Origin of the sequence: Streptomyces sp. NRRL S-337 (genome assembly GCF_000720175.1) — a bacterium.
GTDB classification, from domain to species: Bacteria; Actinomycetota; Actinomycetes; order Streptomycetales; family Streptomycetaceae; genus Streptomyces; species Streptomyces siderophoricus.
The window spans coordinates 139,422-165,604 of sequence record NZ_JOIX01000002.1 but is presented as its reverse complement, the minus strand read 5'-3'; the positions used below and the strand labels follow the sequence as shown (position 1 = coordinate 165,604).

Sequence of the window (26,183 nt, the reverse complement as noted above, 5' to 3'; positions counted from 1 at the left end):
CCTACCCCCACAGGCTGTTCAGCCGCAGTGGCCGGCCTCGGTCACGTACTGGTCTGCGATCTGCCCACGCCAGGTGACGCATTCGAAGCGCGCGGGGATGTAGACCGGCCCGGCATAGGAGGTGTAGGCACCCGAATCCGAGGCGCTGACCTGGGTGTTGTTGGTCTGGAACACCTTGGCATGCATGTACACCGCCGCACCCGTCCGGGCGCGCACGGTCACTGCGCAGTTCTCCCCGGTCGTGTCGTTCCACGTCAGGTACGCCGTTCCCAAGGTGCCGATGTTGCTGAAGTCCACCACCTTGTATCCCGCCCCGCAGACCCCGTTGTACGCGGCGACGGCAGACGCGGCGGAACTGTCCGCGGCGGACGCGGCGGAACCGTCCGCGGCGGATGCGGGCAACGCGAACGCAACGGAGCCGACCGTGGCGGCGGACGCCAACACCGTGGCATTGACGGCCCTACGCATAAGCTTCATGTCTCTCCCCGGTTCACTCAGGGGGCGCTTGTTGCACCCGATGAGAAAGACCCCTGAGGCAAGGGGGGAGTTGTGGCATGGTATGTCACCATCGTGTCACCGTGGCCGCCGTGCCCTTGGCAGCAAAGCGGACGGTTGGGGGGTTCGCTCGGGGAGCCCGGCGGTGATCTCTGGTACTCGCGGATGAAGGGGCAGCTATGGGGGAGACCGCACCGAGGGAGCTCATCTGCCTCGCCGATGACGAGGGGAACAGCGTCACCGTCAGCGTCCTGGGGCGCCATACCCGGTGGAGCGCCGGGCTCGATGCCGAGGTCGTGGTCAGGACACCTTTCGTGTCCGGCCGTATCGACCTGGCGCTCTCCGGCTCGAAGCTTGAAGACTGGTCCGACGTGCTGAACAGACTCGATGCCGGTGAGGATGGCGCCTGGATGGAGATGAGCAGGGGGCCGTCGGTCTTCATCCAGCTCCTCGGCGAGCGTGGCTGTCCAGAAGTGGTCGTCGAGGACGAGTCGGGCTCCATGGTCACCGTGCGGGTGCCGGTCGTCCCGCCGGACGACTGGATTGCCGACCACCGGCAGCGTCTACGCAAGGTGATGGATCACTGGGTCCCGATGCTGTCAGCGTAGGGAGGCAAGTCGCCGTCGGCAGAACGGAGACGAGTCGCCGCCGGCAGATGAGCGCGCAGCCCAGGGTGAGGGTGAACCTTCCTTCTACGGCCCCGAGTTGGCTGCGCTGTTAGGTGTCCTTCACCAGCACGCCGGCGCTGGTGGACTCACTCGGCGACTGGGCGGTGAGCGTGCAGAGCCGTTGGGTGGCCCGGGTGAGGGCGACGTACAGGTCGCGGTCACCGCCTGGTGAGCTGTGGCGATCTCCGACGGGTCGATGAGGACCACGTGGTCGAATCCCAGGCCGCGGGCTTGGGAGACCGGCATGATACGGGCCCACAGGTCGATCCCTGCAGTGGGCAGGGCGGCCACTCTCCTGTCCGCGCAGATCACCGCGAGCAGATCGCCCGGATGGGCTGCGGCCTGGGCCCGGAGTTCCGCCATCAGGACGTGCGTGAGTTGGTCCCGGTGGGTGGTGAGCTCGCGGGGGACCGGGCCGTGGCGGATCGCACGGCTCGGCGCCTGGCCCGGGGCGATGTGAGCGCGCAGGCCGCGGGTGGTGGAGAGGATCTCGTGGGTGCCCCCCGGACTCGTCCAGCAGCGCCGCATCGGCGTCGGTCCAGCCAGCACCAGTCGCCAGGCACCATCACGGGGGAGGTTGACCGCTGGAGAAGACCATTCAGCACAGCAAGAAGGCCTTCGGGGCAGGAGGGGCCCTTTCAGGACAGCCAATCGGTGTAGTGGGTGGGGGCGATGCGGGCGTCGTTCGGGGCGGTGAGGACGTCGCCGTGGGCGGCGGCGAACATGCCGGCGCTGTCGTCGGTGACGACGGAGCGCCCGTCGCTCTTGGCGGTCAGGGTGAGTCGGCCGAGTTCGTCGAGGGGATAGACGTCGGGACCTGCGACGTTGAGTACGCCGTTCAGGGGACTGCCTGCGGCGACTTCGGCGACGGTGCTGGCGACGTCCGCAGCGGCGATCGGCTGGATGGGTGTACGCGGCAGGCGCACGGTGTCGCCGTCGGTGGTCATGGCCAGGGTCGCCTCCATGAACTCCATGAACTGCGTGGCGCGGACGATGGAGTACGGGATCGGTCCGGCCTTGAGGATGTTTTCCTGAAGCACCTTCGCCCGGTAGTAGTCCAGGTCGGGCACTTGGTCCACGCCGACGATCGAGAGGATGACGAAGTGCCTGACCCCGCCCTTCTCGCTCGCGGCAAGAAGGTTGTCCATCGAAGTCTGGAAGAAGGCGAGCGAGGCGTCGTCGAAGGTCGGGGAATTCGTCAGGTTGATGACGGCGTCGGCGCCGGCCACAGCCGCCTCCAGCCCCTGGCCGGTGAGGATGTCCACGCCCGTGGACAGGGAATGCGGTACGGCTTGATGTCCGGCCGCGTTCAGGTTCTCCACCACCCGTGACCCGATAAGCCCGGTTCCGCCGACGACTGCGAACTTCATGACCAACCTTCCTTCCACAGCGTTGCCCGATATGCGATTTATGCGCCCTGGTCGCACTTTACGTATACCCCCACACTCGGACACCGGCCGCCGCAGTGATCACGTCACCCGCCGGCACTTGGCGGCACTCCGGGCTGACCCACTTCGGCCACCCCGGGGCGCACCTTCCGATGCTCATGGCTAAGTCTCGGCACCAGAAGCCCGGAGGACGTCAGGCGCTCGTTCCCTCCGGTCGGAGGACCTGGCTTTCGAGGAATGTGATCGCCTTGGAGATGGACGCCGGGCTGACTTGGAGGCGCTGGGCGAGTTCGGACGTGGTGAGGCCGCCCGGGTTGCTGATGCACGGGCAGGTCAGGGCCCGAGCAGTCAGCTTGGGCGTGCCTGACTGAGTGAGGGGCCGTGAACGTCTCCTCGTGCTGGCGCACCTCCTCGGTGTCGCACCCGTGAGCCTGGTCGGGCGTCCGTGGCTCTTGGAGTGTGGCCTGTCTGTGCCGGTGGGCGCGGCGTTCGGTGGCGCGGTGGATCGGGTCGGCGCGGTAGGCGGTGGGGCTGCTGTTGCGCATCACCTCACGCATGCGTGACTGTCGAGGTCGAACGTTCGAGGTGCCTGGCGATCTCGGCGTAGGCGAGGCCGTCGGCCAGCCCTACGCGATCTGCTGGCGTTCCTGCTGGGCGAGCCTGCCTCCCCGGTATCGCGATTTCCTTGGCGGCCTTCGTGGCGTCCCCGGGCCTCTGGTCTCCGGCCTCTGGTCTCTGACCCCTGACCCCTGGCCCCTGCCTGGGGTCCCTCCGCTATAGCGTTCACTTCCAACACATTGCAATGATCGCAGCGATGTCGTTGCATTACTGGCGAGACCGTTGCAACATTTTCCTTGCTTCTACCTGTGCAAACGTCAATCCTAAGCAGAGAGTGCGTTGCTAAAATATGGAAAGCAACGTAGCGTTTTCGTTGTCAGAAACACCCAGTGAGCGCAGGAGAGCACGATGCAGAAGTTCGACACCCCCGCCCCGATCTCCGCCGTCCTGGACATCCCCGCCGGGCGCATCCAGTTCATCGCCGCCGACCGCGCGGACACCACCGTCGAGGTCCTGCCCGCCAAGCCCTCCAAGAGCCGCGACGTCAAGACCGCCGAGCAGACCACCGTCGCCTACGCCGACGGAGTCCTGAGGATCCGCACCCCTGAGCCCAAGAATCAGCTCTTCGGCCCCTCCGGATCTGTGGAGGTCACCGTCCAGCTGCCCGCCGGCTCACGCATCGAGGCCAAGACTGCCGCCTGCGAGCTCCGCGGCGTGGGCCGCCTTGGCGAGGTCGTCTTCGAAGGGGCCTACCGCCAGGTCAAGATCGACGAGGCCGCGAGCGTCCGCCTCACCGCGACCGACGGTGATGTCGAGGTCGGCCGGCTGGGTGGTCCCGCGGAGATCAGCACCGCACGGGGCGACATCCGCATCACCGAGGCCGTGCGCGGCGCGGTCGTGCTCCGCACCCAGTCCGGCGACATCACGGTGGGCGCCGCCGCCGGCGTCTCGGCCGCCCTGGACGCCGGCACCAGCTACGGCCGGATCAACAACGCCCTCAAGAACAACGGCACCGCCGAACTCGACATCCGCGCCACCACCTCCCACGGCGACATCACCGCCCGCAGCCTCTGACGGAGCAGAGCCAGGACCGTCCGGCCGGCGCCACCGCGGTCGAGATCCCACCGGGTCGTCGCCGACGACCCGGCCGTTCGTCCCCAGGGGCCTGCAATCCACGCGCAGGCCCGGATGTGTCGTACAAGACGCCTCGCGCGACCAGGGGGATCAGGGGGGCCTGACGAAGAGGGGGCCAGGGGGAACGCATGGAACTCACGGGAAGGCATGGGAACGTATGGGAACGCATGCGAAGAGGGGGACCACAGGGAAGGCGTGACGACGAACGGCACCTCCGGTTTTGCCCTCACCCTCGCCCTCCGCCTCCCCCCTGTCGCCGGTGTTCCTACTGCGCGTCTTTGTTGGCCTTGAGTTTGTGCCACACGGTGCTGAGGGCGGCGAGATCGGTCTCGTCGAGGAGGTCCGTGAACACGGGAGCTAGGCAGGCGCGGCGGGTGGCGTCGGCCTCCTCGAAGAGTTGGTGGCCTTCCGGGGTGAGGGCCACCTCGATCGAGCGGGCATCACGTGGGGAAGGGGTGCGGGTGACCAGTCCCCGGACCTGCAGGGCATCGACGACCCGGGACACCTGGCTGCGACTGAGCATGGTGCTGTTGCCCAGGACGGAGGCGGGGACCGGGTCCGGGCTGGAGGCGAGCCAGAGCATCACCTCGAACCAAGAGGCCGGAAGATCGTGCGCCTTGGTGAGGGCGCGGTCGACGCGCTCGGTCAGCACGGTTCCGGCCCAGACCAGGCCGTAGAAGGCGTGGTCGGCCACGGGCATCTCGGCCTGGGTCAGCTTCTTCTTCGCCATGCGCCCAGCCTACTGGGTTGCGTGTGCACGCACATAATGTTTATGGTGTGTGTACACGCACTTAAATTGCTCCGGTACCGGAGTCGAAAGGTTTTTCCATGTCTTCCCACTCTTCCCAGTCTTCGCAGTCTTCCTACGCCGTTTCCCAGGCTCCCTCGACCTCCAAGGTCGTCCTGATCACCGGCACGTCCTCCGGCATCGGCCTCGCCGCAGCGGTCGCCGCCGGCCGGGCCGGATGGCACGCCGTGGCGACGCTGCGCAACCCGGGCCGGGCCGACGCACTGCGCGCGGCCGCGGCGGAGGCCGGGGTGGAGCTCGACGTCCGGCGGCTCGACGTCGTCGACGAGGCCTCGGTCGCCGCGGCGATCGACGGGGTGATCGCCGACTACGGCAGGCTCGACGCCGTGATCAACAATGCCGGCGCCGGCCACCTCGGCACCCTGGAGAACGAGAGCGTCGCCGACGTGCGCGAGGTGATGGAGGTCAACTTCTTCGGCGTGCTCCACGTCTCCAAGGCGTCCCTTCCTCACCTGCGTGCCGGCGGGGGACGCCTGATCACCGTCACCAGTGTCGGGGGAGTCGTCGGTCAGCCTTTCAACGAGGCTTACTGCGCGGCCAAGTTCGCGGTCGAGGGCTTCATGGAGAGCCTGGCGCCCGTGGCGGCCCGGCTCGGAGTCAAGGTGTCCGTCGTCGAGCCCGGCGCCGTGGCGACCGAGTTCGTGAACAACCTCGGGGTCGATCTGGAGGCCGAGGTGGTCGCCGCCGGCCCCTACGCAGACACCTTGCAGGCCTACCTGGACCGTACCGTCGCCCAGTTCCTCGGCAGCAACGCGCAGACGCCGGCCGAGGTGGCCGAGGCCGTCATGGAGGCCTTGGAGGCCGACCGGCCCGCGTTCCGTATCCAGACCTCTGACTGGGCGCGCGGTTTCACCGGCACCAAGCTGACCGACCTCGACGGTTCCGCGGTCCTCGGCCTCACCGGTGAATGGGTGGCCTGATCCGGGGCCGGCTGGCCCATGGGCGATCTACCGTATGGCGGGTCGCCCGGGTCGCCCAGGAACTGCACTTCGGGCGGGCAGCCGAACGGTTGCGTGTCGTCCAGCCCACCGTCAGCCAACGGATCCGGCGGCTGGAACGCGAGCTCGGCCTGGAGCTGTTCGACCGCACGACCCGCACCGTCAGCCTGACCGCCACAGGTGCGCGTTCGTGCCGCACGCCCGCGCCATCACAGCGGCAGAGCAAGGGGCGTTGGAAACCATGGCCGCCCTGCAGGCCGAACAGGAAACGGTGCTGCGCATCGGCACCAACGTCGGGCTGGGCGTACGACTGGAACACCTCCTGACGACGCTCGCCGAGCGGGCCCCGCACGTCACGGTGGAACTCGCCAGCGCCGAGCCCGCCACACGGCTGCAACAAGTACGGGACGGCGAGCTGGACGCCGCCTTCGTCCGCGGCGTCGACCAGAGCCCAGGCCTCGACACGTACCTTGCCGTGCGCCCCACCACACCCGCCCGCCGTCTCGCCCCCCTTCTGGACGCCTGCCAAACCCACCAGACCTGAGCGCCCATCGGTGCCGCCAGGTCTGTTTCCTGTTGTCTTCGGCGCGAGGCGAGGCGTTCTCGCGGATGCAGAGCGGTCGCGGCGGGAGTTGCACATGCCCCGCTCGCGGCGGGGAGTCATGCATGCCCTGTCCGCGGCGGGAGACGCACATGCGCCGGCCGCGGCGGGAGTCGCACATGCGCTGACCGCCATTGGAACGTTCAACTGCGCCTGCACCAGCCCCACTTGACCACGCTGAACAATTGTTTATCATCGTGAACATGCATTCACTCCCGGACGATCGGACCGCGCGGGCGAAGATCCGCGATGAGGCCCTGCGCCTGTTCGGCGAGCGGGGCCCCGACGCGGTTACTGTCCGCGACATCGCGGCGGCGGCCGGGGTGTCGCCCGCGCTCGTCATCCGGCACTACCAGTCCAAAGACGGGTTGCGCCAGGCGGTCGACGAGCATGTGACCGCCGTTTTCGAGGCGATGCTGACGCGTGCCGTGGGGACGGGTGACGGCGACCCGCTCGATCAGGCGGCCCTGCCCACCCTGGCAGAGGCAATGGCGGAGTTCCTGCCTGCCGATTCCCCCATTCCCAGCTACCTCGGCCGACTTCTGCTGGCCGCCGGCCCGGTGGGGACGGCCCTGTTCCGCCGGCTGCACGAAGTCAGCAAAGACGCACTGGCCGCCCTGGCACAGGCAGGCGCCGCGGACACCGGCGCCGACCCCGACGTGCGCGCCGCCTTTTTGCTGGTCAACGACCTCGCCGTGTTGATCCTGCGCCCTCAGTTGCGCGAGGTGCTGGGCGTCGACCCGCTGTCCGGTGACGGCATGCAGCGCTGGGCCACCGAGACGCTGTCGGTCTACCGCACTGGCCTCGGTGGCAACACCGACCCCACCTGACATTCCGCATCGAGACGGAGATGCCATGCCCGAAACGCCCACGCCCTCCGACGCGATCGCCCAACACGGCGCCCGGATACTGCGCACCCGTTGGCTGATGCGCGCCCCGATCCGGCTGTACCGGGCCAGGCTCGGCTTCCTGTTCGGCTCACGGACGCTGATGCTGGAACACATCGGACGGAAAACCGGTGCCACCCGCCACGTCGTCCTGGAGGTCATCGACCACCCCACCCCGGACACCTACGTGGTGGCGTCCGGCTTCGGTGACCGGGCCCAGTGGTTCCGCAACATCCAGGCACACCCGCACGTCCGCGTCACGGTCGGCACGCACCGTCCGGCACCGGCCACCGCACGCGTGCTCCCGCAGGACGAGGCGGACGAGGCACTGCGCAACTACATCACGCGGCACCCCCGCGCGTGGGAGCGATTCAAGTCCATCCTGGAGAACACCCTCGGCACCCCGATCACCGAGCGGAACACCCCGTTGCCGATGGTCGCACTCGACCTCGTCCGCTGAGAAAGCCTCGGGCATGCTGCGCAGAGGGAGTACACACGGCCGCCAAGGGGCGTCGGATGAGGCTCTCGCTCTCGGGGTGCGTTGTCGTCCGCTGAGGTGACGCCCCAGATGCCGAGGTCGGGGGAGTGGTACGGCCGGTCGTTGGGCCTGGTGGCGAAGGACTCGCTGCTGGCCCCGTTGGCTGAGGCTCCGGCTCCGGCTCCGGCTACGGCTCCCCGATGTCCTCCAGCCAGAGTTGCGGTCTGGCCGCGATGAAGTCGCGCATCAACGCTACGCATTCGGCGTCGTCAAGCACCACGATCTGCACACCGTGCTCCGCGAGCCATGCCTGACCCCCGTCGAAGGACCGGGCCTCTCCGATCACCACACGGGAGATGCCGAACTGCCGCACGAGCCCGGAGCAGTACCAGCAGGGGGAGAGCGTCGTAACCATGGTCGTCCCGCTGTAGGTACGCTGCCGTCCGGCCGCCCGGAAAGCGGCCGTCTCGGCGTGCATGGAGGGATCACCGTCCTGCACACGCCGGTTTCGCCCCCTCCCGAGCAGGGCACCATCCGCGCCGTACAACGCGGCCCCGATCGGGATGCCGCCCTCCTTCAGCCCGACGCGGGCCTCCTCCAGCGCGACGTCGAGCAGGGCCCGTTCCCGGATGAGATCCATGTCCCCATTGTGCTCTTCGAGGGTTTCGTGCTCAATGGAGCCAGCGGCTGAAGGGGGACAGCGCTGTGCGGAATCCGAGCCGACGTCTGATGTCCTGGCTCTTTCAAGGCACTTACCGGGGGCAGGACCTGCCCCTGCACCTTGCTGCCATACGACGGCTCGAGCCACGCAGGGAAGAGGTCTACGAGCACGAGTATCTGTACACGTGTCTGAGCGTCCTCGACGCGAAGGCCCAGGTTCTCCTCGGCTATGACGCGCTCCTCATGGCCGCCGCCTCCATCGTGCTCTCCGTCGTCCCGGACGGGATGTCCATCGGCAAGGCGTTGATCGTCGCAGCGCTCGCGACGAGTGGCGTGTCTTCCGTGCTCTGTCTTCCGGTCGTCTGGGTTCAGTGGACGGACACGGACGAGTTCGAACGAGCGGAGGATTCCTTCCAGCGCCTGCTCGTGACCAGGAATCGGCGCACGATCAGCTACCGGGTGGCCTGGGTAATAGCCCACCTTGCCGCCGTCCTCCTCATCGTGGGTACCCCGCTTCAGTAGCCGCTGAGCAGCGCAGACCGGCACAGCGGGCCCAGCGGCGACAGGATGGATGGCCGGCAGCCCGTCGACTTTCGTACAGCGAAGGCGAAAAAAGCGAAAACATGACGGTAGATGTCAAGTATCACGCGCAGAGTGGTCCCATCGGCCCGCACACCGTGCGGGCCCGTACGAGAGGTGCGTCCATGAACGCGTTCGACCCCCGTCCCCAGTTCCTCCACGCTCTGGATCAGTTGGAGAAGTTGCTGAGCGGCCTCGACCCCGCTCTGCTCGGCCGTCCGACCCCCTGTGAGGAGTACGACTTGCGGGCGCTGCTGAGCCACACGGTCGGCGCGGTCCATCGGATCTCCTACATCGGCGAGGGCGGCCGCGGGATGGACGTCCCCGCAGCGACCGGGCAGATCGCCGACACCGACTGGGCCGGCGCGCTCGGCAGGGCTCGCGCCCGCGCGGCAGCGGCTTGGGCGGACGACGACAAGCTCGACCGGGAGTTCGAGGTTCCGTGGGGTGTGGCCACGGGCCGGATCGCCCTGAGTGGTTATGTGATGGAGATCGTCACCCACACCTGGGACATCGCCCAGGTCATCGCTCCCGAGGCGAAGTTGGACGAGGAGCTGGGCCACCTCGCCTTCACCATCGCCCAGAAGGTCCTGCCGGCCGAGCCGCGCGATGCCGAGATGCCCTTCGCCGCGGCCCGCCCCGTCCCGGACGACGCCGACATCCACCGCCGATTGGCCGGCTGGCTCGGCCGCGCCGTCTGACCCTCCCGGGCCGGGCGCGAATTGCTCCTCGCCCTCGCCCTCGTGCTCCACGGAGGGGAATGCCCTCGTCTTCCGGTGCCCTGTGGGCGCCGGAAGACCAGGTCAGGCCATGGCTGTCTGCAGGAGGGCCCGCCGGTAGGTGGACGGTGTGGCGCTGGGGGTGCCCCGACAAGGTGGACCCCCGCACATCCTGCGCGAGCACCTACTTCCCGCGATCCCCATTCACCACCCTCACCGAGCTCGGCGGCACCGGCATCCCTCGCCGTACTCGACCAGGTGGCCTCCCCGCATCGGCACGTGCGTCGCCCGCCTCAACGGCCCCGCTGCAACAGTCCGCGTTCCAGGGCCACCACCACCGCGCGGGTACGGTCGTTGACGTCCAGTTTGGCGTAGAGCCGCAGCAGATGGGTCTTCACGGTGGCTTCCGCGATGACCAGGCGTCGGCCGATCTCGGCGTTGGAGAGGCCGTCGGCGACCGCGTTGAGCACGTCGGTCTCCCGGGCGGTGAGCGGTACCTGGACGGGCTGCCGCATCTTGGCGACGAGCTTCTCGGCCACCCGGGGGGCGAGCACCGTTTCCCCCCGGGCCGCCGCCCGAATGGCGTCGGCCAATTGCTCGCGGGTGGTGTCCTTGAGGAGGTATCCGATCGCGCCGGCCTCGACCCCGCGCTCGATGTCGGCGTCGGTGTCGTAGGTGGTCAGGATCAGCACCCGGGTCCGCGGGTGCCCGGCCACGATGGCGGTCGTGGTGGCCACCCCGTCCATCACCGGCATGCGCAGATCGACCAGGGCGACATCGGGGGCGTGCCGGCCGACGAGTTCCAGTGCCGCGCGGCCGTCGGCCGCCTCGCCGACGATCTCGATGTCCGGGTCGGCGGCGAGCAGGGCGACGACGCCCGCACGCATCACCGTGTGGTCGTCGACCACGATGACGCGGACAGCGCCGCTGGTCGGGTGCTGGGTCAGGTCGCCCGTCATGTCCTCTCCTCCTGCTCAAGGGAAGTGGGTTCCCCGGAAGTCGGTCCCCCCGGAGTCGGTCCCACCGCAGTCGGTTCCCACGGAGTCGGTTCCGCGGGCAGCAAGGGGACCGTCGCGAGCACGCGGGTCCCGTCGCCGACCGAGCTGGTGACGGTGAGCCGGCCGCCCAACTCCGCCAGGCGCTTGCGCATCCCGTCGAGCCCGAACCCCGGCGCCTCGCCGACCACGAACCCCCGCCCGTCATCAGTGACTTCCAACTCCACCCCGTACGGCTGCTGGGCCAGCACCACGCTCACATGGGAAGCCGCCGCGTGCTTGCGCACATTGGCCAGCGACTCCTGCAGACAGCGCAGCAGCGCGATCCGGGTCCGCTGTTCGCACACCGGGTCGGCCAGTTCCGCCGTGAGCGTGAGTCCGGTGTCCTCGGTGAAGCGGTCCAGGGTCCGCTGCAGTGTGCCGGCGAGCGAGCCGGCGGCCACCCGGCTCTGCTGGGCCGATCCCACCAGTTCACGCGCCTCGGCGAGGTTCTCGCGGGCCGTGTGCTCGATCGAGCGCAGCTGCTGGGCGCTCCGTTCCGGGTCGGTGGCCAGGGCCGCCCGTGCGGCCTCGGCCAGCACGACGACGGAGGCGAAGCCCTGCGCGAGGGTGTCGTGGATCTCCCGCGCCAGGCGCTCGCGTTCCTCGGCGGCTCCCTGGCGCCGGTGGGCCTCGGCCAACCGCAGCTGGGTCTGTTCCAACTCCTCGATCAGCCGGGCCCGTTCACCGCTCTGCTCGACGACCGAGTGCACCCACAGCCCGATCAGTACGCTGGCCGCGACCACGATCAGGGTGGAGACCAGCGTCGATCCGAAGAACTCGGCGCTCCAGCCCTTCCGCAGCCAGCTCCCGGCCAGCGTGGACACCGTGGCGAGCCCGGTGAAGCGCAGCGAGGCCCGCACCGTACGGCCGAACAGCCAGAAGTGCGGCAGCGTCACGATGAACAGCGCCGCATAGCCGCTCCAGACGTACGCGCTGCCCCCGAGCCCGAGGACCACCACCCACAGGTAGGTGTACGGCCGGAGGACCGGGTTGCCGGGGAACCGGTCGAGGAGCGCGTAGCACAGCACCACACAGCCCAGCAGCGCCAGCGCCGCGTAGCTGCGTCCGCCCGGCCGCTCCGTCGTGGCGAGCCCGACGAACAGCGCGCCGAACAACACCCAGCAGACCGCGTTCCAGCGGCGCAGGGTGCCGGCCCGGAACGGGTCGGCGAGGCGGCCGGAGGCCGTTCCGCCGAAGACCGTTCCACCCAAGGAGTGGGGGCCGCTCGCACCCCTCGACCACCGATTCATGGTGATCAACCTACGCCGACCGGCACGGGCGCCGTCCGCCGCGTCCGCCGCAGCCCGCGCGCCGGCCACCAACTCGCCTCTCCCAGCAGCGTCATGGCCGCCGGCAGCACCAGGATCCGGATGATGAAGGCGTCCAGCAGCACGGCCGCCGCCAGCACGAACCCCATCTGCTTCATCTCGATCAGATGCAGGAAGACGAAGCTGGCGAACACCGTCACCATCACGACCGCCGCACTGGTCACCACCGCGGCCGAGCTGCCGATCCCGTCGACCACCGCCTGGCGCGTCGGCACGCCCCGCAGGACGGCCTCCCGGATCCGGCTGACCACGAACACCTGGTAGTCCATCGACAGCCCGAAGAGGATCACGAAAAGGAACAGCGGTACCCGGGAGCCGATCGACCCGGTGGAGTGGAAGCCCAGCAGGCCCTCGGCCCAGGTGCCTTGGAAGACCACCACCAGCAGCCCCAGCGCGGCCGAGGCCGACAGCAGGTTGAGGGCCACGCCGAGCAGCCCCAGCGCCACGGAGCCGAACGCCAGCGCCGTCATGACGAACGTGACCAGCAGGAGCGCACCGATGACCAGCGGCAGCTTGGCGCTCTGGTGGGCCGGGTAGTCCGTGGTCCGGGCGACATCACCGGTCACCCCCGCCTCCGCACCGGGTATCCGCCCGACCGTGGCGGGCAGGTAGGTGCTCCGCAGATGGTCCAGGGACGTCCGCGCCTTGGCGGAGTTCCCCAGGTACGGCACGGACAGCTCCAGCACGCTGATGCGCCGGTCCTCCGAGGTACGCAGCCGCGGGCGGCCGGTGAACAGGGGGTCGGCCTGCGCACGGCGTCCCAGCTCTGTGAGCGCTTCGGCCACTGCTTCGGCGCGGTCCGGCCGGGCCCGCACCACGACCTGATGGGTGACCCGGTGCTCGGGGAAGGCCGCGTTCAGCCGGTCGTACGTCCGCATCGCCGGTACCTCCCGCGAGTGCGTGTCCCGGCCCATCTCGACCAGTTTCAGCCCCGCCAGCGGAGCGGACAGACCCAGCAGGAGCAGCACCGACACGGCCAGCGTCAGCGCCGGTCGCCGGCTCGCCGGCCGGGTCAGCACCGCCCACACCCGGCCGCTGCGACCCGCCCCGTTCCGGCCGGTCCGGGCAGCTCGCCGCCACCGCGGGCCGGCTGCGGCTCCTCGGCGTTGCGCCCGCCGTTCGGCCCGCTGTCCGGTCTTGACCAGCACCGCGGGCAGCACCGTCAACGAACTCGCCACGGCCACCAGGACGACCACGATGGTGCCGGTGGCCAGTGACGAGAAGATCACGTCCGCGGCCAGGTACAGGGTGGCCGTCGAGACCGCCACCGCCAGTCCGGACACCACGACCGCCCGCCCCGAGGTCGCCGCGGCCAGCTCCACCACCGCCTCCGGACCGAGCCGGCCGCCGTACCGCGCCCGCTCCTCCCGCTCCCGCTTGAGGTAGAAGAGGGTGTAGTCGACACCCACGGCGAGTCCGATCAGGATGATGACATTGGTCCCGACGCCCGCATCGGGGAAGAGGTGCGAGGCCAGCATGGACAGCCCCAGGGCCGCCGCGATCGACGACAGCGCCAGCAGCAACGGCACCACGGCCATCACCAGCGAGCCGAACGCCAGCAGCAGCGTGACCAACGTGGCCGGCAGCGTGATCGCCTCGGAGAGCGCGAGATCGCTACCGCGCTGGGCATCCACCCCCTGACTGATGGACGGGGCCCCGGTCTCCTCCACCACCAGCTCCGGATGGCTCCGCTGCACCGCCGCGGTCTGTGCCCGCAACGGCCCGACGTGCTGGCGCGCGTCCAACTCCGCGCCCTTCATGGTCACTTCGACCATGACCACCGGGGCGCGCCCGTGGTGCGCGGCACGCGGCTCGGCCACGCTCTCGACCTCGGGCAACGTCCTCATCCGTGCGGCGACCCCATGTGCCGCGGCGTCGATACCGCGCCGGTCCGGCGCCCCGCGCCTCGCCGACACCAGCACCTGCTCCGTGGGCTTCCGCTGCAGATGCCCCTCGGCCGCCATCGCCTCGGCCCGGCCGGCCTCACCGACCCGATAGTCCTCGGTGGAGGCGCTGTGGGTCCCCACCGCCGCCCCCAGTCCGAGGCACACCACCACGAAAACCAACCAACCAACAATCGCCCGCCAGGGGTGCAACGCACTCCACCGAGCGGCCCGCACGGGTAGCTCTCTCATGCCTTGAGCCTCGCCGTTCGGCCCCCGCCCTCGACACCCTCGACCGGCTGTACTTCGCCTCCACCGGCTGGGGGACGGAGGTGGTGGGGATATCCCTACTTCAGGGGTGAGGCGGACCCCCGGGAAGCACGGTCCTACGGTCCACGCCAGGGGTCGGCCAGGCGGATGGCGCATTCCAACATCAACGCGTGAACGAATGCCTGGGGCAGATTGCCGCGCATCTGACGTTGGACGACGTCGTACTCTTCGGAGAAGAGCCCGGGGGGTCCGCAAGCTGTGCGGTTGCGTTCGAACCAGCGGTGCGCTGCCACCTCGTTGCCCTGCTGGTGCTCGGCCAGCGCCATCGCGAAGCCACACAGGAGAAAGGCGCCTTCGGCTTCCTCCAACGGCCGGTCGTCGTGGCGGAACCGGTAGGCGAAGTGATCCTGCGACAGTTTCCCGACGTACGCCCGCAGCGTCGCGACCGTGCGCGGGTCGTCGGCCGGGAGCGCTCCCCGCAACGGAGGGAAGAGCAGGGCACCGTCCAACCCCGGGTCATCGGGGGACCGTTGCCAACGCCCCGACGGATGCAAGCACTCGGCAGTGGCCGCGGAGACCAGCCGGTCCGCCAGCGCCAGCCACTCCGCCGACCGTGTGGGCGAGACCTTGGCCCGGGCGATCGCACGCAGTCCGGCGGCGCAGATGAGCCGGCTGTGGGTCCAACGGCGGGGCGACAGTTCCCATACGCCGGCGTCGGGCTCGTGATGGCGGCGCGCGATGGCGTCGGCGGCGAGGGACGCGGCTCGCCGGGCGTTGCCATCGAGCCGGTCGTGACGGGCCGCCGCGCCGAGCAGCAGAAGGGCCTCGCCGAAGGCGTCGAGTTGGAATTGATCGCTGACCTGGTTCCCGATGCGGTCGAAGCCTCCCGGGTAGCCGGGCAGGCTCAACTGCTGCTGCCTGGGAATTCTGCGACCGTCGACTGTGTAGGCGGGAGCCATCCGGGGACCGTCCTCGTGCAGCCGGGCCGTGAGGAACCGTACGGCGTCGTCGAGCAGCGGGTGGGCGCAGGCCGCGGCGGCCGCCTGGCCGGCGTAGCACTGGTCCCGGATCCATACGTAGCGGTAGTCGTAGTTGCGGCCCGCCTCCGCTCGTTCCGGCAGGCTCGTGGTCGCCGATGCCACCATGCCGCCAGCCGAACCGGTCAGTCCGCGCAGTACGGCGAATGACTGCTGGGCGTCCCGTCGACCGATGGCGTTTCCCAGCTCTGGCACCTCTCGGCGCCACGCGGCCTCCGTGTCCTCCCACACCGTCACCGCGTCGGGCGGGCGGCCGGTCAAGGGCTGGTCGCTGATTTCCAGGACCAGGTCGTGATGCGTCCCGGCCTCGACCGTCAGTTCAGCCGTCAGCCGGCATGCACCCGGGCCGGTCGGTCTCGCCCAGGCACACCCGGACCAACGCAGAGCCAGGTCGCCGGAGCGGGCATGCCACGTCCCGTCGTCGTGCCGTGCCAGGTCGCGCAGGGAGTGGCGTCCGAAGTCGGCGGAGGGTTCCAGGACCACCCGGAGTTGTGCGGTCTTCTCGCGGGCGACGACGCGGCGGAGGATCACGGCTCGGTGCGGGTCTCCGGGGAAGGCGAGGGCCTCACGGCACTCCACCACGCCGTCGTCAGTGACCCAGCGACTGCGCCAGATCAGTGAGCCCTCTTCGTAGTAGCCGCCCCAGACATTGCGGCTCATCGGTGTTACCGCGTAGCTGCCCGACCCGCCGATCAGGGCGGAGAACACCGCACCGGAGTCCCAACGGGGAGCGCACATCCAGACGAACTCTCCCCGTGGGCCGACCAGCACTCCGCGCTCCCCATCGGCCAGCAAGGCGTAATGGCGCAGTGGATGCGGTCCGCAGGTCAGGGCCTCGTCGTTGGCGTCAGCTCCTGTCGGAACCACACGTGCCTCCTGGCCGGCTGAAGGGGCGCCACCGGGCTCCGTCGCAGTGCGCCGGGCATGGCGTTCCGGCAATGGCAGACGAGTGCCGACCACCGCAATGGCGCACTACGGCATGGTTCCGTGCTCGTCGGACAACCTCAGGACTCGACTGGCGCAGCACCTGTTTAAAACGACGGAAATTTTCACAATGACATATTCGTAATCATACAACCACTCTATGTGATCGGGAGTGTCGCATGACCACCACCCGCGTGCGCCCCACGGCCGCGCCCGCAATGGAGCAGCTGCCCACACCCACGCTGCGTACGTCGCGGGAGATCCAGGGCAATGTCCTGGCCGCGTTCAACAAGGACCACATGGCGTTCCGCTACATGCGGTTCCCCCAGGACAAGGCAAAGGGGCGCGGATGGCTGTCCGTGATCCTCAACAGCGTGGCGGTGACCGCCGACGTGGAGGACTTCAACGAGGAGTTCTCGCTGGCCCGCCGGGCGTACGGACAGGACCCGGCGAAGCAGGCGACCTGGGTCGGGGTTTCCCTCACCTTCCCGGGCCTGCTCAGTGTCGCCGCGGACGACGAGCAGGTGCTCAGGGAAGACCTCAAGAACTTCCCGCAGCTGCTCAACGGTGCGGCCGCGAGTGCCGAGAAACTCAAGGACACCGGAGCAAGCGACCCGAAGAACTGGTTGTTCGGCTCGCCCAGCACCATGGTGCACGCGATCCTCCTGGTGGCCTCGGACAGCAAGGAGGAGCTTGAGGCGAAGCTGCAGAACATCAAGGCCGCGGACGAGGCGCACGACATGACCTTGGTCCATCAGGACGACGGCCAGACCCTGCCCGGCAAGCTGAAGGGGCATGAGCACTTCGGCTACAAGGACGGCATCTCCCAGCCCGGCGTCAAGGACTTCCACCGCGAGGAGCCCACCAACCCGGGCTTCCGCGAGAACCGCCCCGGAGCCAAGCTCATCGAGCCGGGGGAATTCGTCTTCGGCTACAAGACCGAGCCGAACAGCAAGAACCGCACCGGCCCCGCCTGGATGAAGAACGGTTCGCTCCAGGTCGTACGCCGCATGAGCCAGGACGTCCAGGGCTGGCGCGACGCGGTGGCAGAGCAGGCCGAGAACTTTGAACCGGAGCTCGACGCGACCCAACTGGGGGCGTGCCTGGTCGGCAGGCACCTGGACGGCACCCCCCTGGCGACCCCCACCGACCGACTGAAGGGCCTCGGCAGCGACGCCAACGACTTCGACTACGCGAACGACCCGGACGGCGGCCAGACCCCCTGCGCCGCGCACATCCGCCGAACCAACCCCCGCATGGCCAACCCCGACATCCCCGTGGACAGCAACCGCATCATGCGCCGGGGCATCCCCTACGGCCCCCTCCTGGAGGACGACCCCAGGGCGGACCGCGGGCTGATGTTCGTCTGTTACGGCACGTCAATTGAGGAGCAGTTCGAATTCGTCCAGGCGATCTGGTCCAACAACGCGAGGTTCACCCCGGGCAAATCGGGGGCGCCCAACTGCCTCGACAAGGTCACCGGGCCCGACGGCGGCGGCGAGATCGCGCTCGACCCCCCGCACGGACCGAAGGCCACGATCACCATGGCGCAGTGCGTCACCACCAAGGGCTCCGTGTACGCCTTCACCCCCTCGATCACCACGCTGCGCCACCTCGCCGCGGGCAATCCGTTGCCCAGGGGTTGAGAGCGGGAACCCTGAACACCGAAGCCTTGCCGGTGTGGGCCAAGGGCCCCGCGCCGGCAAGGCGCAAGACCTTCACCTCCACGAGGCACCTGTTGGGGTCAAGCAACGTCATCAGTTCCCACGGGGGTGATAGAGCGCGTGGGCGCGGGGGACGTCGATGGGCTCGTCTTCGGGCAGCTGGAGGAAGTGGTTCACCTGCCAGGTCTGGGTGCTGCGGGCTTGGCGGTTGGTGGTGGTCACCCACGGGGGATAGACGCGGAATGCCCGTTTCCCGCCGGAACCGTTCGTTGACACGATGTCCCGTTCACGGAGCACGTCTCGTGGGAACACGAACTGCCCGAATCGTTCGCCCTCGCGGGCGCTGATGACGAACAGATCACCGGGATCTTCGGCATCGAAGGGCTGGATCGGCCCGCCCTCGGACCTCTTCCACACCGTGACGAACTGGCCGACCTTCGTCGGGGTCGTCTTGGCCACGCGGAACCTGACCGAGAGGCCGTCCAACGTGAACTCGCATGCCCCGTACTCGGCACTCTCCGCTTCGGGTGCGGGCGGTGAGCATGTGAACCCACTCGGGTCGTACACCAGCGTCTTCGCCCTCAGCAGGTCACCGGGGACACCGGGCCTGGGTGACCAAGGCTCGGGCTCGCGGGCGCCGAATGTCCGAGACTCTTCACGTTCCTTCGCCATTCCCGCATCCTGTCATATATCGAACACGTGAACGAATTCGCTCGCCGGGCCGGCCTTTCGCGTGCTCGCCTTCCCGCGTCCCCGTGCCCTGGGCCGCCGAACCTTGATCATTTGCGATATGGCAAAGTCGGCGAGCCGGTCCGGCGCGGGTGGCCGACTCGGATCTGTCAGAGCGCTACGTCCCCTTTGCGTAGATATTCTGTGGAGTGTGATCGAGTCTGGACGGCCGCGGCTCCGCCATCGCCACGGCCGGTGGCTTGTGCGGCTATCGCCGGTGATCCTGACCGTCGTCATCGCCAGCCTGGCATATGCCACTCCTCCGGAAGTGGCCTTCAGTCGCCTCCTGCCCGCGGCGCCGGCCCTCGCCGCCGCTATGTGGCCGGTGCTCCCCACCGTCCTGCTGGGGACGGTCTGCCTCTTCTTGATGATCGGCCTCAGCCTGGTGTTCCCCGGTCTGGGGACGTGGTGGACGGCTGCGGGGATCATCGCGGTCACCGTGGCGGCCGCGTACGGAAGTCATGTCCGGCTCCAGCGGGAGCGGACCCTCTTTCAGGTGCGGCTCGTCGCCGACGCTGCGCAGCAGGTGGTGCTGAGCCCGATGCCGCGCCGCTTCGGGAGCGTCGAGATCGACTCGCTGTATCTCGCGGCCGCGGCGGAGGCCCGTATCGGCGGGGACTTCTACGAAGTGGTCGACACGCGATTCGGGGTCAGGCTGCTCATCGGCGATGTGCGGGGCAAGGGCCTGCCGGCCGTGGGGGCGGCCGCGGCGATCGTCAATTCCTTCCGGGAGGCGGCCTACGGCGAGGCCGACTTGGTCAGCGTCGCGCGCCGGCTGGACGCCAGCAGCACCCGTTACAACGCCGCCTTTCCCCCCGAGGGGCCGATGGAGCGCTTCGCCACCGCCCTTCTTGTCGAGATCCCGCATGAGGGCAGACGCATCGAGATCCTCAACTGCGGGCACCCCCCGCCGCTGCTCCTGAACCGCGGGGAACTCCGCGCCCTCGAGCCCACCACTCCCTCACCGCTGCTCAACCTCGCGGAGCTGATCGGTGATCACTACACCACCGACACCTTCGCCTTCGCCCCCGGCGACCTGCTGCTTCTCTATACCGACGGGATCGCCGAGGCCCGCGCCCGCGACGGCGGGTTCTTCCCGCTGGCGGCCTGGATGAGCCAGCAGCCCCTGACGCCGCCCCACGAGCTGCTCACGGCTCTTCACCGCGACCTCCTCCGCTACAGCAGAGGACGCCTGGACGACGACATCGCCGCCCTCGCGGTGCGCCTGCGGGGACCCGACGTGTGAAGCCACACCCGAGGCCCCCGGGGCGGGTGACCCATGCGAAGGGCTCAGCCGAGCTGCTCGGCCAGTCCGACGATGATGCCCTCGGGGCCGCGGACGTAGCAGAGCCGATAGATGTCCTCGTACTGCTCCAGCTCGCCGACGAGTTCGGCGCCGTGAGAGCGCAGGCGGGCGATGACGCCCTCGATGTCGTCGACGGCGAACATGATGCGACGCATGCCCAGCGTGTTCACCGGCGCGTCCTTCGGCTCGGCGGCGATGGCCTTCGGCCGGTGGAACTTCGCCAGCTCTACTCGGCCGTGGCCGTCCGGGGTCCGCAGCATTGCGATGTCCTGTTGGACGTCGTCGAGCCCGATGACGCGCTCCACCCAGCGTCCCTCCACTGGCGCCTTGCCCTCCAGCTCCATGCCCAGTTCGACGAAGAACGCGATAACAGCGTCCAGGTCGTCGACAACGATGAGGACGTTGTCCATCCGCTGAATCGCCATGGTGGGTCTCCTCGGTGCGCTGCGACCACGATGGCCGCACCTGTCCCTGGGACGGAGTCGACAAGCCCTTATCGACACCCCTGCCCATCGCCCTCAAGAACGGCGCGAACGGTCAGGGGCATGGAGTCTCGGGCATGGAGTCTCGGTGCGCAGCCTGCACCACTAAGAGGCCCGGCCCAGAGGCCGGAAGGGTCAGTCCGTGGGTTCGGGCTCCAGCCGGTCGGTGACGATCTCGGTCATCGACAAGCAGTCGCCGCCGAGGGTGACTCCGCTCGCGGTCACGCTCGGCGTGAGGGAGACGGGGCAGGCACCGGGCCGGTCGACGGCGAAGAGCCCGAAGGCAGCCGTCCCCTCGGCGATCTCGTCGCTGTGGGCGTGGCCGTAATAGACCTGAACCCCATCGGGCTGGCAGAGCAGCACATGGAATCCGCCGGTGCCGTCGGGCCAGGTGAGGACCAGATAGCGCACGGAATAGTCCGTGCCGAGCGGTGCGAGCGTGGTGACCACTCCGGCCAGCGACGGGCCCTGCAGGAACGTGTCCGGCATGTCCATCTGGATGTCGGAGTCGATGCAGAGCAGCATCCGTTCCTCGCCGCACTCGATGGCGAGCATCCCTTCCTGTGCGGGCCGCACCATGTACAGCTCACCGGCCGGCATCCGGCTCAGCAGCGCGAGGTCCTCCTCCGTCGGCGGAGAGGTGTTGATGAAGAACACCTTGTCCTCGTCGGCCGGGATCGCCACGATGCGTGAATCGTCCGGAGGGGTGAGTTCAAAGCCCGACAGCCCCGCCCGGTAGGCGATCACCGACAGTGCGAAGGCGGCCTGGTCGCCGACCGGATCCCCGGCCGGGGGCGCCATCTGGGCCAGGGCGCCCAGGGAGTCGGAGAGAGCCACCTGCTGCAGGGTGCGCCAGGCGGCCAGCGCGATGACCGGCTCGTCGGAGAGTGCCGCGGCCTGGGCCAACGGAACGGCGTCCCGGCCCATCACCGCCGCCCGGCCGAGCGCTGCGGCGACCGTGAAGGGGTCGGGCGCAGGCTCCGCCAGGACCTGGCCGACCGCCTGGGCCAGCGCGCCCAGCGGGCTCGGGTCGATCAGGGAGAGAAGGCCCAGGGCGCGGACCCGGTTTTCGTCGTCCGCAGCGAGCGAACGGCCGAGGACGTCGGCGAGGTCGTCGGCGTCGAGCGCGGCCAGGAGCGAGGGGTCCGCCCCGTCCTTGGACGCGAGCAGTTGGTCGATGCGGTCGGTCATGGTGGTCTCCGCGCCTCTCTCGCGACCCTCTGGGGTCTGACACTGAGGTCTGACAGGTGGCCTGACCTACAGGGTGACCTGGCAATGTCTGATCATCTTGACCGCCTGGTCGGGCGTGACCCCCGTGTTGGTACCCGATTGCGCCCGCATGAAGTTCGCGGGGCCGCACAGCGATTCGTCCTTTTCGCAGTGGGGCAGGCCCAGGAAGTGACCGACCTCGTGGGCGAAGGTGTTGCCGCTGTCCGCCGTGCTGCCGTTCAGGGACACCACCGGTGCTCTCAGCCGACCCTTGGCCTTGTTCTTCCCGCACGCGCCGGGCGTGGGGGAGTATCCGACGGCCTTGGGGTCGAACATGCGCTTCACGACGAACACGTCGAGAGCGTCGTTGCTGCGCACGGCAAACCGGTCGGCCAGGGCCATGGCGTCGGCCGAGTTGAAGATGATCGCGTTCACCCCGGCGGCCCTGTGGTCGATCTTGAAGCGGTTTACCGTACCGATCACCGGACCATGGGTGGCGAAGATCGTCTTCATGATGTCCACGGAGTCGCTGACCTGCTTCAACTCGGCCGGAGTGAAGATGTCCTCAGAGACGACGATCAGGTTGATGTCGAAGTGAACTGCCATGACGGCTCCAGAGGTGCCGATGCCGGAGGTGAGGACTCCGCAGTCTCTCCCGAAGAGGATGCAGTCTCTTCCGAAAAGGATGACGGCGGATCCGGCGGCCCGCCACTTGGCCGCTCCTGGTACGCCATCGGGTGCTGTCCGGCCGTTGGTGCGGCGGGTGGGTGCCGGATGAGACGTGGGCTTGATCCGCCGTGACGGGCATGGTCCCGCAAAGCGGCCGCCCCGACCCGCGGGGGATGCCGTGGGGCCCTGCTGGTGTGACTGAACCGATGGGTCGAATCGAGGCGGCCTGGGCAACCCGGCGGTTCAGTCGTCATCGGAGCCGCGGAGGATGCCGGGCAGTTCGTCCATCCAAGCCAGCACCGCTCTCTCGTAGTGGATGCCGAACCGCAGCGTACTGCGCTGGTACTTGTCGAACATGGGGTCGGCGTCGAACTCCTGGTACCGGCGCAGCCGTTCCGCATGGGCCGACCGGTGCTCGGCGACGTACTCCAGCAGCCGGTCATCGTCGAGGAACTGGCCGAAGCTCAGCGTCAGCAGCAGGGGATAGCGGATGTTCTCCGGGCCAGGAGGTACCACCAGCCATTCGGCGAAGGCCGCGCGTCCGGAATCGGTGAGGCGGTACGGGCGGGCCGACCTCGCTCGGGTCGGCTGGGCCTGCACCATGCCCCGCTCCGCGAGCCTGGCCAGCTCCCGGTATGCCTGACTCCGCGTCACTGTCCAGAAGTCACCGATGAACTCCCGTGCCGTATCCCAGAGTTGGTAGCCGGTCGCCTCGCCGGCGTGCAGGAGGCCGAGCAGCGCGGCGGCCGTCGGATTCACATCGTTCATCAAGGCCCTCTTGACGCTCCACAGTGGACGTTCCACTATGGACGATTATAGGGACCGGAGATCCTCCGCCGATTCCCATGAGTGGCTTTCTTCGCCAGGCAAGCAGGGACACCGTCCGATGCCTGCCAGTCGTCATACGGGGGTGTCATGACGGGCATGGAGAAACGAGCTGTGGCGAGCGCCGGCAGGACGAGCCACCGACGCAGACGTGTGGCCGGTCTTCTGCTCCTGCTCATCGGATTGGTCGGCCTCGACGGGCCGTCTCCGGCCGCCACAGTGGCAAGGCCGAAGGTGGCCCCGGTCGCGTTGGGTCAGGAGTCGGCTGCTCCGTACGGCGATCCGATGTACCGGTACCTCTACGAGGGGCGGATCTTCGACGGGTACGACTCCGAGGACCGCGCGGGTGTGAACTATGCCGTCGCGTGGCTCAGGGTGACCGACTACACGGCCAGGCAATTGCGGATCTTCGACAAGGAGCTCTTCTCCCGGTTCGACCGCCGGCGCGGCAAGTGGGACGAAGTGATCTACCGCAAGTTACGTACGGCGGCTGAGATCAAGCGGGAAGACCCCGGACTCTTCCATCAGCTCAACGAGCTCGGGCTGCGGCCCGACGACGTCACGCTGCAGGTGGTGGCCAGGAGCGCCCGGTACCGCGGGGAGGCGGTCGGGCATTCCGAGGAACTCATCCTCCGGCGCCTGGGGGAAATCGAGTACACCTTCAAGCGGTTGAAGGCCCACGCCTCACTCGCAGAGATCGAGAAGGAGCTGCAGACCAAGAACGGGGTGGACATCACCCCTGAGCGGCTGATCGGCGGTGCGTCCGAACGGGCGCCCTGCGATTACGCGGGTGGACCGCGCTGCGCTCGATACTCCAAGGACATGAGGTTCTTGGTGCCGTACGGCACCAAGGAGGAGCAGAGGCAGGCAACCGGCCGTGTCAAGGGGCTGATTCAGCAGCAGAATGAGTGGCGGGACCGGAACGGAGACGGACTGTTCGACCCACCACCGACCGGGGCCGCGAGCCGCACAAGCGGTGCGAAGAGAAGCAGCGGACCCAGATCGCCGCGGCAGATGGTGGCCGGAGCCGCGATCGGCGCCCCCGGCGGTATCGACTTCACGACCGTCGAGCTGCGGTACCTCTCGGCCTCTCCAGGAAATCGGCTCGGGTTCACTTATGGATTCACCGCGCAGCGGGGCGCCGGGAAGAAGCCTCCCAATGGCCTGCAGAGTCTGCGTGAGACATCCGACTCGTTCTACGTCTGGCTGGCTCTCGACCCATCGAAACTCTGGGTGAACCTGAATCCCAATGAGCCCGACAGGATCATCGACAAGCAGCTTGCCCGTACCGATGCCGGAAGAGTTCTCCTTGAGGCCGATCTGCGCTTGAAGCAGATCGACGCAAACCTCCTCTATCGGGATACCGCGGTCGGCAACGAGTACTGGAAGCGGCGCGGGAACAACGTTCGATGTTTCGATCAGCGCCTGTGGATCACTCCCGGAGAGGCAAAAGTCTACACAAAAGGGGACGAACTCTACATCCTCGATGCCCCATTGAAGGTGGAAGCCGAACCGGACAACATCGGGAATACCGGAAACCGTAGCCATCGAGGATGTCCCCGTTTATCCGCGGACGCCGAGATCAGGGTCTCCGCTGCCTACAATGCTCTCGTCCTGCCCCGGATCGTTCGAGAGGTCAACGAAGGCGCCGAGTTCGCTGCCTTGCGTCGGGTCTACCTCAGCCGTATCGCCGCCGAGTGGATCCGCCAACGGACCGCGGTTCAGGAGACCGGATTCGAATACGCCATCGACAGCGGTGATGTCTCCAGGTGGACGTCGAAGCGAAAATGGTCTCCGCATACCGTCTTCGAGCGTTACGCGAAGTACTACGACACGATGGCGGCCTGTCGCACCTGTACGAAGGAGCAGCTGTATCGCATCGCGTCTGGTGGCGTCAACTTCGGCAGGGTCGTCAAGCGCAACGTGAGCAAGGCGGAATTCGACGCGAAGTGGCGCCATGTGGTGGCCGGTCGGGCGTACCTGAAAGGTGCCAGCTTGTCCCAGCCGAAACCTGGCGCCGAAGCCGCTCCCATCAAGCCGAAGCCGCCGGATTCGTCGAGTCCTTGGGCGCTGCTCTCGGACATCGCCGGATCCAACCGGCATCTGGGGATCGAATTGATCGTCATCGGCGTCCTGGCCCTGCTCATCGGCTGGCGGATCGTCGACCGCCGGCGTCCTACCAGGGCTGACCCCTCGAGGCGCGACGGTTCAGGAACTGCCTGAGGGCCATGGCTGTGGCTCAGGTTGAACGGCTGATTGAACGGCTGACGCGGCGCGCCGCCGAGGAGGGAACTCACCCGTGACCACACCATCCGATGCCGGCTCGCCGCCCCCTGCTCGCAAGCCCATCCTGCGAGATCGGCGCAACTGGATCGCTTTCGTGATCGGCTTGGCCGTCACCGTGACCGGAGCAGTCCTGGTGTGGCCGCAGGACAGGTCGGAGGTTGGGCTGCCGAAGGTGCCGGACGACTTCTGCTCGTTCATCGGCAAGGAGACGCTCGCGAAATACGTCCCGAGTCCCGAGCTGAGCCCCAGCGCGGACCCGGCGGGTGCCTACGTCAATTGCTCCGCCCGTTCGCCGTCCGGTGACGTCTACCTCAACATGTCCCTTTCGCGGGGGCTCGGCCGTGCCGATGACCTCATCGCCAAGTTCTGCCGGCAGGAGAGATGGACCTTCGACGATGCCCACGTAATAGGGCCTTCTGAAACAGCCGAGTTCGGCAAGCATATGTGTGGCGTCGTCAACAAAAGTCAGTACGACCCCGGCGCGATGTTCTATGTCGCCCGGGGTGGTGACCTGCTCGATGTCAGCTACAAAATTCGAACAGGAAACCGGAAGGAAACGCTGCCGCGCGCGTTGGAGTTGACGCGGCTGGTACTCGCCAAAGTCAGATAACGGGAGACTCA

At 68.3% G+C, this 26,183-nt stretch carries 27 protein-coding genes and 1 pseudogene; 13 read left to right on the top strand and 15 right to left on the bottom strand.

What is annotated here, in order from left to right:
* Positions 1 to 18: 18 nt before the first annotated feature.
* Positions 19 to 444 (bottom strand): spore-associated protein A, encoded by a 426-nt coding sequence (locus IG62_RS0103035; RefSeq protein WP_234326254.1) that lies wholly within the window; start codon positions 442 to 444, stop codon positions 19 to 21.
* Positions 445 to 674: 230 nt separating this feature from the next.
* On the opposite strand from IG62_RS0103035, the gene IG62_RS0103030 reads away from it, so the two are divergent.
* Positions 675 to 1,103 carry a DUF5959 family protein gene (locus IG62_RS0103030; RefSeq protein ID WP_030797199.1) on the top strand — a complete coding sequence of 143 codons (429 nt, stop codon included), beginning with the start codon at positions 675 to 677 and terminating at the stop codon, positions 1,101 to 1,103.
* Positions 1,104 to 1,223: 120 nt separating this feature from the next.
* On the opposite strand, the gene IG62_RS0103025 is transcribed toward IG62_RS0103030, so the two are convergent.
* The 3 genes and pseudogenes from IG62_RS0103025 to IG62_RS48265 form a co-directional block, all read right to left on the bottom strand.
* Positions 1,224 to 1,712: a hypothetical protein gene (locus tag IG62_RS0103025; protein WP_158794961.1), complete on the bottom strand. Its 489-nt coding sequence runs from the start codon at positions 1,710 to 1,712 to the stop codon at positions 1,224 to 1,226.
* Positions 1,713 to 1,801: 89 nt separating this feature from the next.
* On the bottom strand, positions 1,802 to 2,533 hold the full coding sequence (locus IG62_RS0103020; protein ID WP_030797194.1) for an SDR family oxidoreductase: 732 nt from the start codon (positions 2,531 to 2,533) through the stop codon (positions 1,802 to 1,804).
* 235 nt (positions 2,534 to 2,768) lie between these two features.
* Positions 2,769 to 3,186 (bottom strand): annotated as a pseudogene (locus tag IG62_RS48265) (MarR family transcriptional regulator); the annotation flags it as partial.
* A 331-nt stretch (positions 3,187 to 3,517) separates the two neighbouring features.
* On the opposite strand from IG62_RS48265, the gene IG62_RS0103010 reads away from it, so the two are divergent.
* Complete coding sequence (locus tag IG62_RS0103010; protein WP_030797192.1) at positions 3,518 to 4,183, top strand: DUF4097 family beta strand repeat-containing protein; 666 nt, start codon at positions 3,518 to 3,520, stop codon at positions 4,181 to 4,183.
* A 325-nt stretch (positions 4,184 to 4,508) separates the two neighbouring features.
* Here IG62_RS0103010 and IG62_RS0103005 read toward each other — a convergent pair whose 3' ends face one another.
* Complete coding sequence (locus tag IG62_RS0103005; RefSeq protein WP_030797190.1) at positions 4,509 to 4,973, bottom strand: MarR family winged helix-turn-helix transcriptional regulator; 465 nt, start codon at positions 4,971 to 4,973, stop codon at positions 4,509 to 4,511.
* A gap of 98 nt (positions 4,974 to 5,071) precedes the next feature.
* On the opposite strand from IG62_RS0103005, the gene IG62_RS0103000 reads away from it, so the two are divergent.
* The 5 genes from IG62_RS0103000 to IG62_RS0102985 all read left to right on the top strand — a co-directional run bounded on the left by IG62_RS0103000 (position 5,072) and on the right by IG62_RS0102985 (position 7,937).
* The gene (locus tag IG62_RS0103000; protein WP_078871777.1) at positions 5,072 to 5,971 is read left to right on the top strand and encodes an SDR family NAD(P)-dependent oxidoreductase; all 900 of its coding nucleotides are present in this window, start codon (positions 5,072 to 5,074) and stop codon (positions 5,969 to 5,971) included.
* A complete protein-coding gene (locus IG62_RS44145) occupies positions 5,959 to 6,315 on the top strand; it encodes a LysR family transcriptional regulator (protein ID WP_078871776.1) in 357 nt (118 codons plus the stop codon). Before IG62_RS0103000 ends, IG62_RS44145 begins: the two co-directional genes overlap by 13 nt.
* Positions 6,231 to 6,533: a LysR substrate-binding domain-containing protein gene (locus tag IG62_RS49770; protein ID WP_051797496.1), complete on the top strand. Its 303-nt coding sequence runs from the start codon at positions 6,231 to 6,233 to the stop codon at positions 6,531 to 6,533. The genes IG62_RS44145 and IG62_RS49770 overlap by 85 nt, the downstream gene beginning before the upstream one ends.
* A gap of 242 nt (positions 6,534 to 6,775) precedes the next feature.
* Positions 6,776 to 7,420: a TetR/AcrR family transcriptional regulator gene (locus IG62_RS0102990; protein ID WP_234326216.1), complete on the top strand. Its 645-nt coding sequence runs from the start codon at positions 6,776 to 6,778 to the stop codon at positions 7,418 to 7,420.
* A 25-nt stretch (positions 7,421 to 7,445) separates the two neighbouring features.
* Complete coding sequence (locus IG62_RS0102985; RefSeq protein ID WP_030797184.1) at positions 7,446 to 7,937, top strand: nitroreductase family deazaflavin-dependent oxidoreductase; 492 nt, start codon at positions 7,446 to 7,448, stop codon at positions 7,935 to 7,937.
* Positions 7,938 to 8,142: 205 nt separating this feature from the next.
* Here IG62_RS0102985 and IG62_RS0102980 read toward each other — a convergent pair whose 3' ends face one another.
* Entirely contained in the window at positions 8,143 to 8,595 is a 453-nt protein-coding gene (locus tag IG62_RS0102980) for a nucleoside deaminase (protein ID WP_030797183.1), read from the bottom strand.
* Between the two features lie 89 nt (positions 8,596 to 8,684).
* On the opposite strand from IG62_RS0102980, the gene IG62_RS0102975 reads away from it, so the two are divergent.
* Positions 8,685 to 9,137: a hypothetical protein gene (locus IG62_RS0102975; protein ID WP_030797181.1), complete on the top strand. Its 453-nt coding sequence runs from the start codon at positions 8,685 to 8,687 to the stop codon at positions 9,135 to 9,137.
* Between the two features lie 182 nt (positions 9,138 to 9,319).
* On the top strand, positions 9,320 to 9,895 hold the full coding sequence (locus tag IG62_RS0102970; protein WP_030797179.1) for a TIGR03086 family metal-binding protein: 576 nt from the start codon (positions 9,320 to 9,322) through the stop codon (positions 9,893 to 9,895).
* 311 nt (positions 9,896 to 10,206) lie between these two features.
* Here IG62_RS0102970 and IG62_RS0102965 read toward each other — a convergent pair whose 3' ends face one another.
* The 4 genes from IG62_RS0102965 to IG62_RS0102950 all read right to left on the bottom strand — a co-directional run bounded on the left by IG62_RS0102965 (position 10,207) and on the right by IG62_RS0102950 (position 16,335).
* Entirely contained in the window at positions 10,207 to 10,872 is a 666-nt protein-coding gene (locus IG62_RS0102965; protein ID WP_030797177.1) for a response regulator, read from the bottom strand.
* Positions 10,869 to 12,200, bottom strand: coding sequence for a sensor histidine kinase (locus tag IG62_RS0102960; protein WP_078871798.1), 1,332 nt, complete (start codon positions 12,198 to 12,200; stop codon positions 10,869 to 10,871). The genes IG62_RS0102965 and IG62_RS0102960 overlap by 4 nt, the downstream gene beginning before the upstream one ends.
* A 5-nt stretch (positions 12,201 to 12,205) precedes the next feature.
* Entirely contained in the window at positions 12,206 to 14,413 is a 2,208-nt protein-coding gene (locus IG62_RS0102955) for an MMPL family transporter (protein WP_030797174.1), read from the bottom strand.
* 134 nt (positions 14,414 to 14,547) lie between these two features.
* Positions 14,548 to 16,335 carry a glycoside hydrolase family 15 protein gene (locus tag IG62_RS0102950; RefSeq protein ID WP_078871775.1) on the bottom strand — a complete coding sequence of 596 codons (1,788 nt, stop codon included), beginning with the start codon at positions 16,333 to 16,335 and terminating at the stop codon, positions 14,548 to 14,550.
* Positions 16,336 to 16,571: 236 nt separating this feature from the next.
* On the opposite strand from IG62_RS0102950, the gene IG62_RS0102945 reads away from it, so the two are divergent.
* The gene (locus IG62_RS0102945) at positions 16,572 to 18,038 is read left to right on the top strand and encodes a Dyp-type peroxidase (protein WP_051797494.1); all 1,467 of its coding nucleotides are present in this window, start codon (positions 16,572 to 16,574) and stop codon (positions 18,036 to 18,038) included.
* 111 nt (positions 18,039 to 18,149) lie between these two features.
* Here the strand turns inward: IG62_RS0102945 and IG62_RS0102940 are convergent, their stop codons facing one another.
* Positions 18,150 to 18,728 (bottom strand): MepB family protein, encoded by a 579-nt coding sequence (locus tag IG62_RS0102940; protein ID WP_030797168.1) that lies wholly within the window; start codon positions 18,726 to 18,728, stop codon positions 18,150 to 18,152.
* 208 nt (positions 18,729 to 18,936) lie between these two features.
* On the opposite strand from IG62_RS0102940, the gene IG62_RS0102935 reads away from it, so the two are divergent.
* Positions 18,937 to 20,031: a PP2C family protein-serine/threonine phosphatase gene (locus IG62_RS0102935; RefSeq protein WP_234326215.1), complete on the top strand. Its 1,095-nt coding sequence runs from the start codon at positions 18,937 to 18,939 to the stop codon at positions 20,029 to 20,031.
* A gap of 44 nt (positions 20,032 to 20,075) precedes the next feature.
* On the opposite strand, the gene IG62_RS0102930 is transcribed toward IG62_RS0102935, so the two are convergent.
* From IG62_RS0102930 to IG62_RS0102915, 4 genes are all read right to left on the bottom strand, one after another.
* A complete protein-coding gene (locus tag IG62_RS0102930; protein WP_030797164.1) occupies positions 20,076 to 20,516 on the bottom strand; it encodes a VOC family protein in 441 nt (146 codons plus the stop codon).
* A gap of 192 nt (positions 20,517 to 20,708) precedes the next feature.
* On the bottom strand, positions 20,709 to 21,764 hold the full coding sequence (locus tag IG62_RS41300; protein ID WP_037837702.1) for a hypothetical protein: 1,056 nt from the start codon (positions 21,762 to 21,764) through the stop codon (positions 20,709 to 20,711).
* A 66-nt stretch (positions 21,765 to 21,830) separates the two neighbouring features.
* Complete coding sequence (locus IG62_RS0102920; protein WP_030797162.1) at positions 21,831 to 22,388, bottom strand: hypothetical protein; 558 nt, start codon at positions 22,386 to 22,388, stop codon at positions 21,831 to 21,833.
* A gap of 306 nt (positions 22,389 to 22,694) precedes the next feature.
* Positions 22,695 to 23,219 (bottom strand): PadR family transcriptional regulator, encoded by a 525-nt coding sequence (locus tag IG62_RS0102915; RefSeq protein ID WP_037837701.1) that lies wholly within the window; start codon positions 23,217 to 23,219, stop codon positions 22,695 to 22,697.
* Positions 23,220 to 23,366: 147 nt separating this feature from the next.
* Here IG62_RS0102915 and IG62_RS0102910 point away from each other — a divergent pair, with 147 nt between their 5' ends.
* Together IG62_RS0102910 and IG62_RS0102905 are read left to right on the top strand one after the other, a co-directional pair.
* The gene (locus IG62_RS0102910; RefSeq protein ID WP_158794960.1) at positions 23,367 to 25,499 is read left to right on the top strand and encodes a hypothetical protein; all 2,133 of its coding nucleotides are present in this window, start codon (positions 23,367 to 23,369) and stop codon (positions 25,497 to 25,499) included.
* Positions 25,500 to 25,575: 76 nt separating this feature from the next.
* Positions 25,576 to 26,172 (top strand): hypothetical protein, encoded by a 597-nt coding sequence (locus IG62_RS0102905; RefSeq protein ID WP_158794959.1) that lies wholly within the window; start codon positions 25,576 to 25,578, stop codon positions 26,170 to 26,172.
* Positions 26,173 to 26,183: the final 11 nt, after the last annotated feature.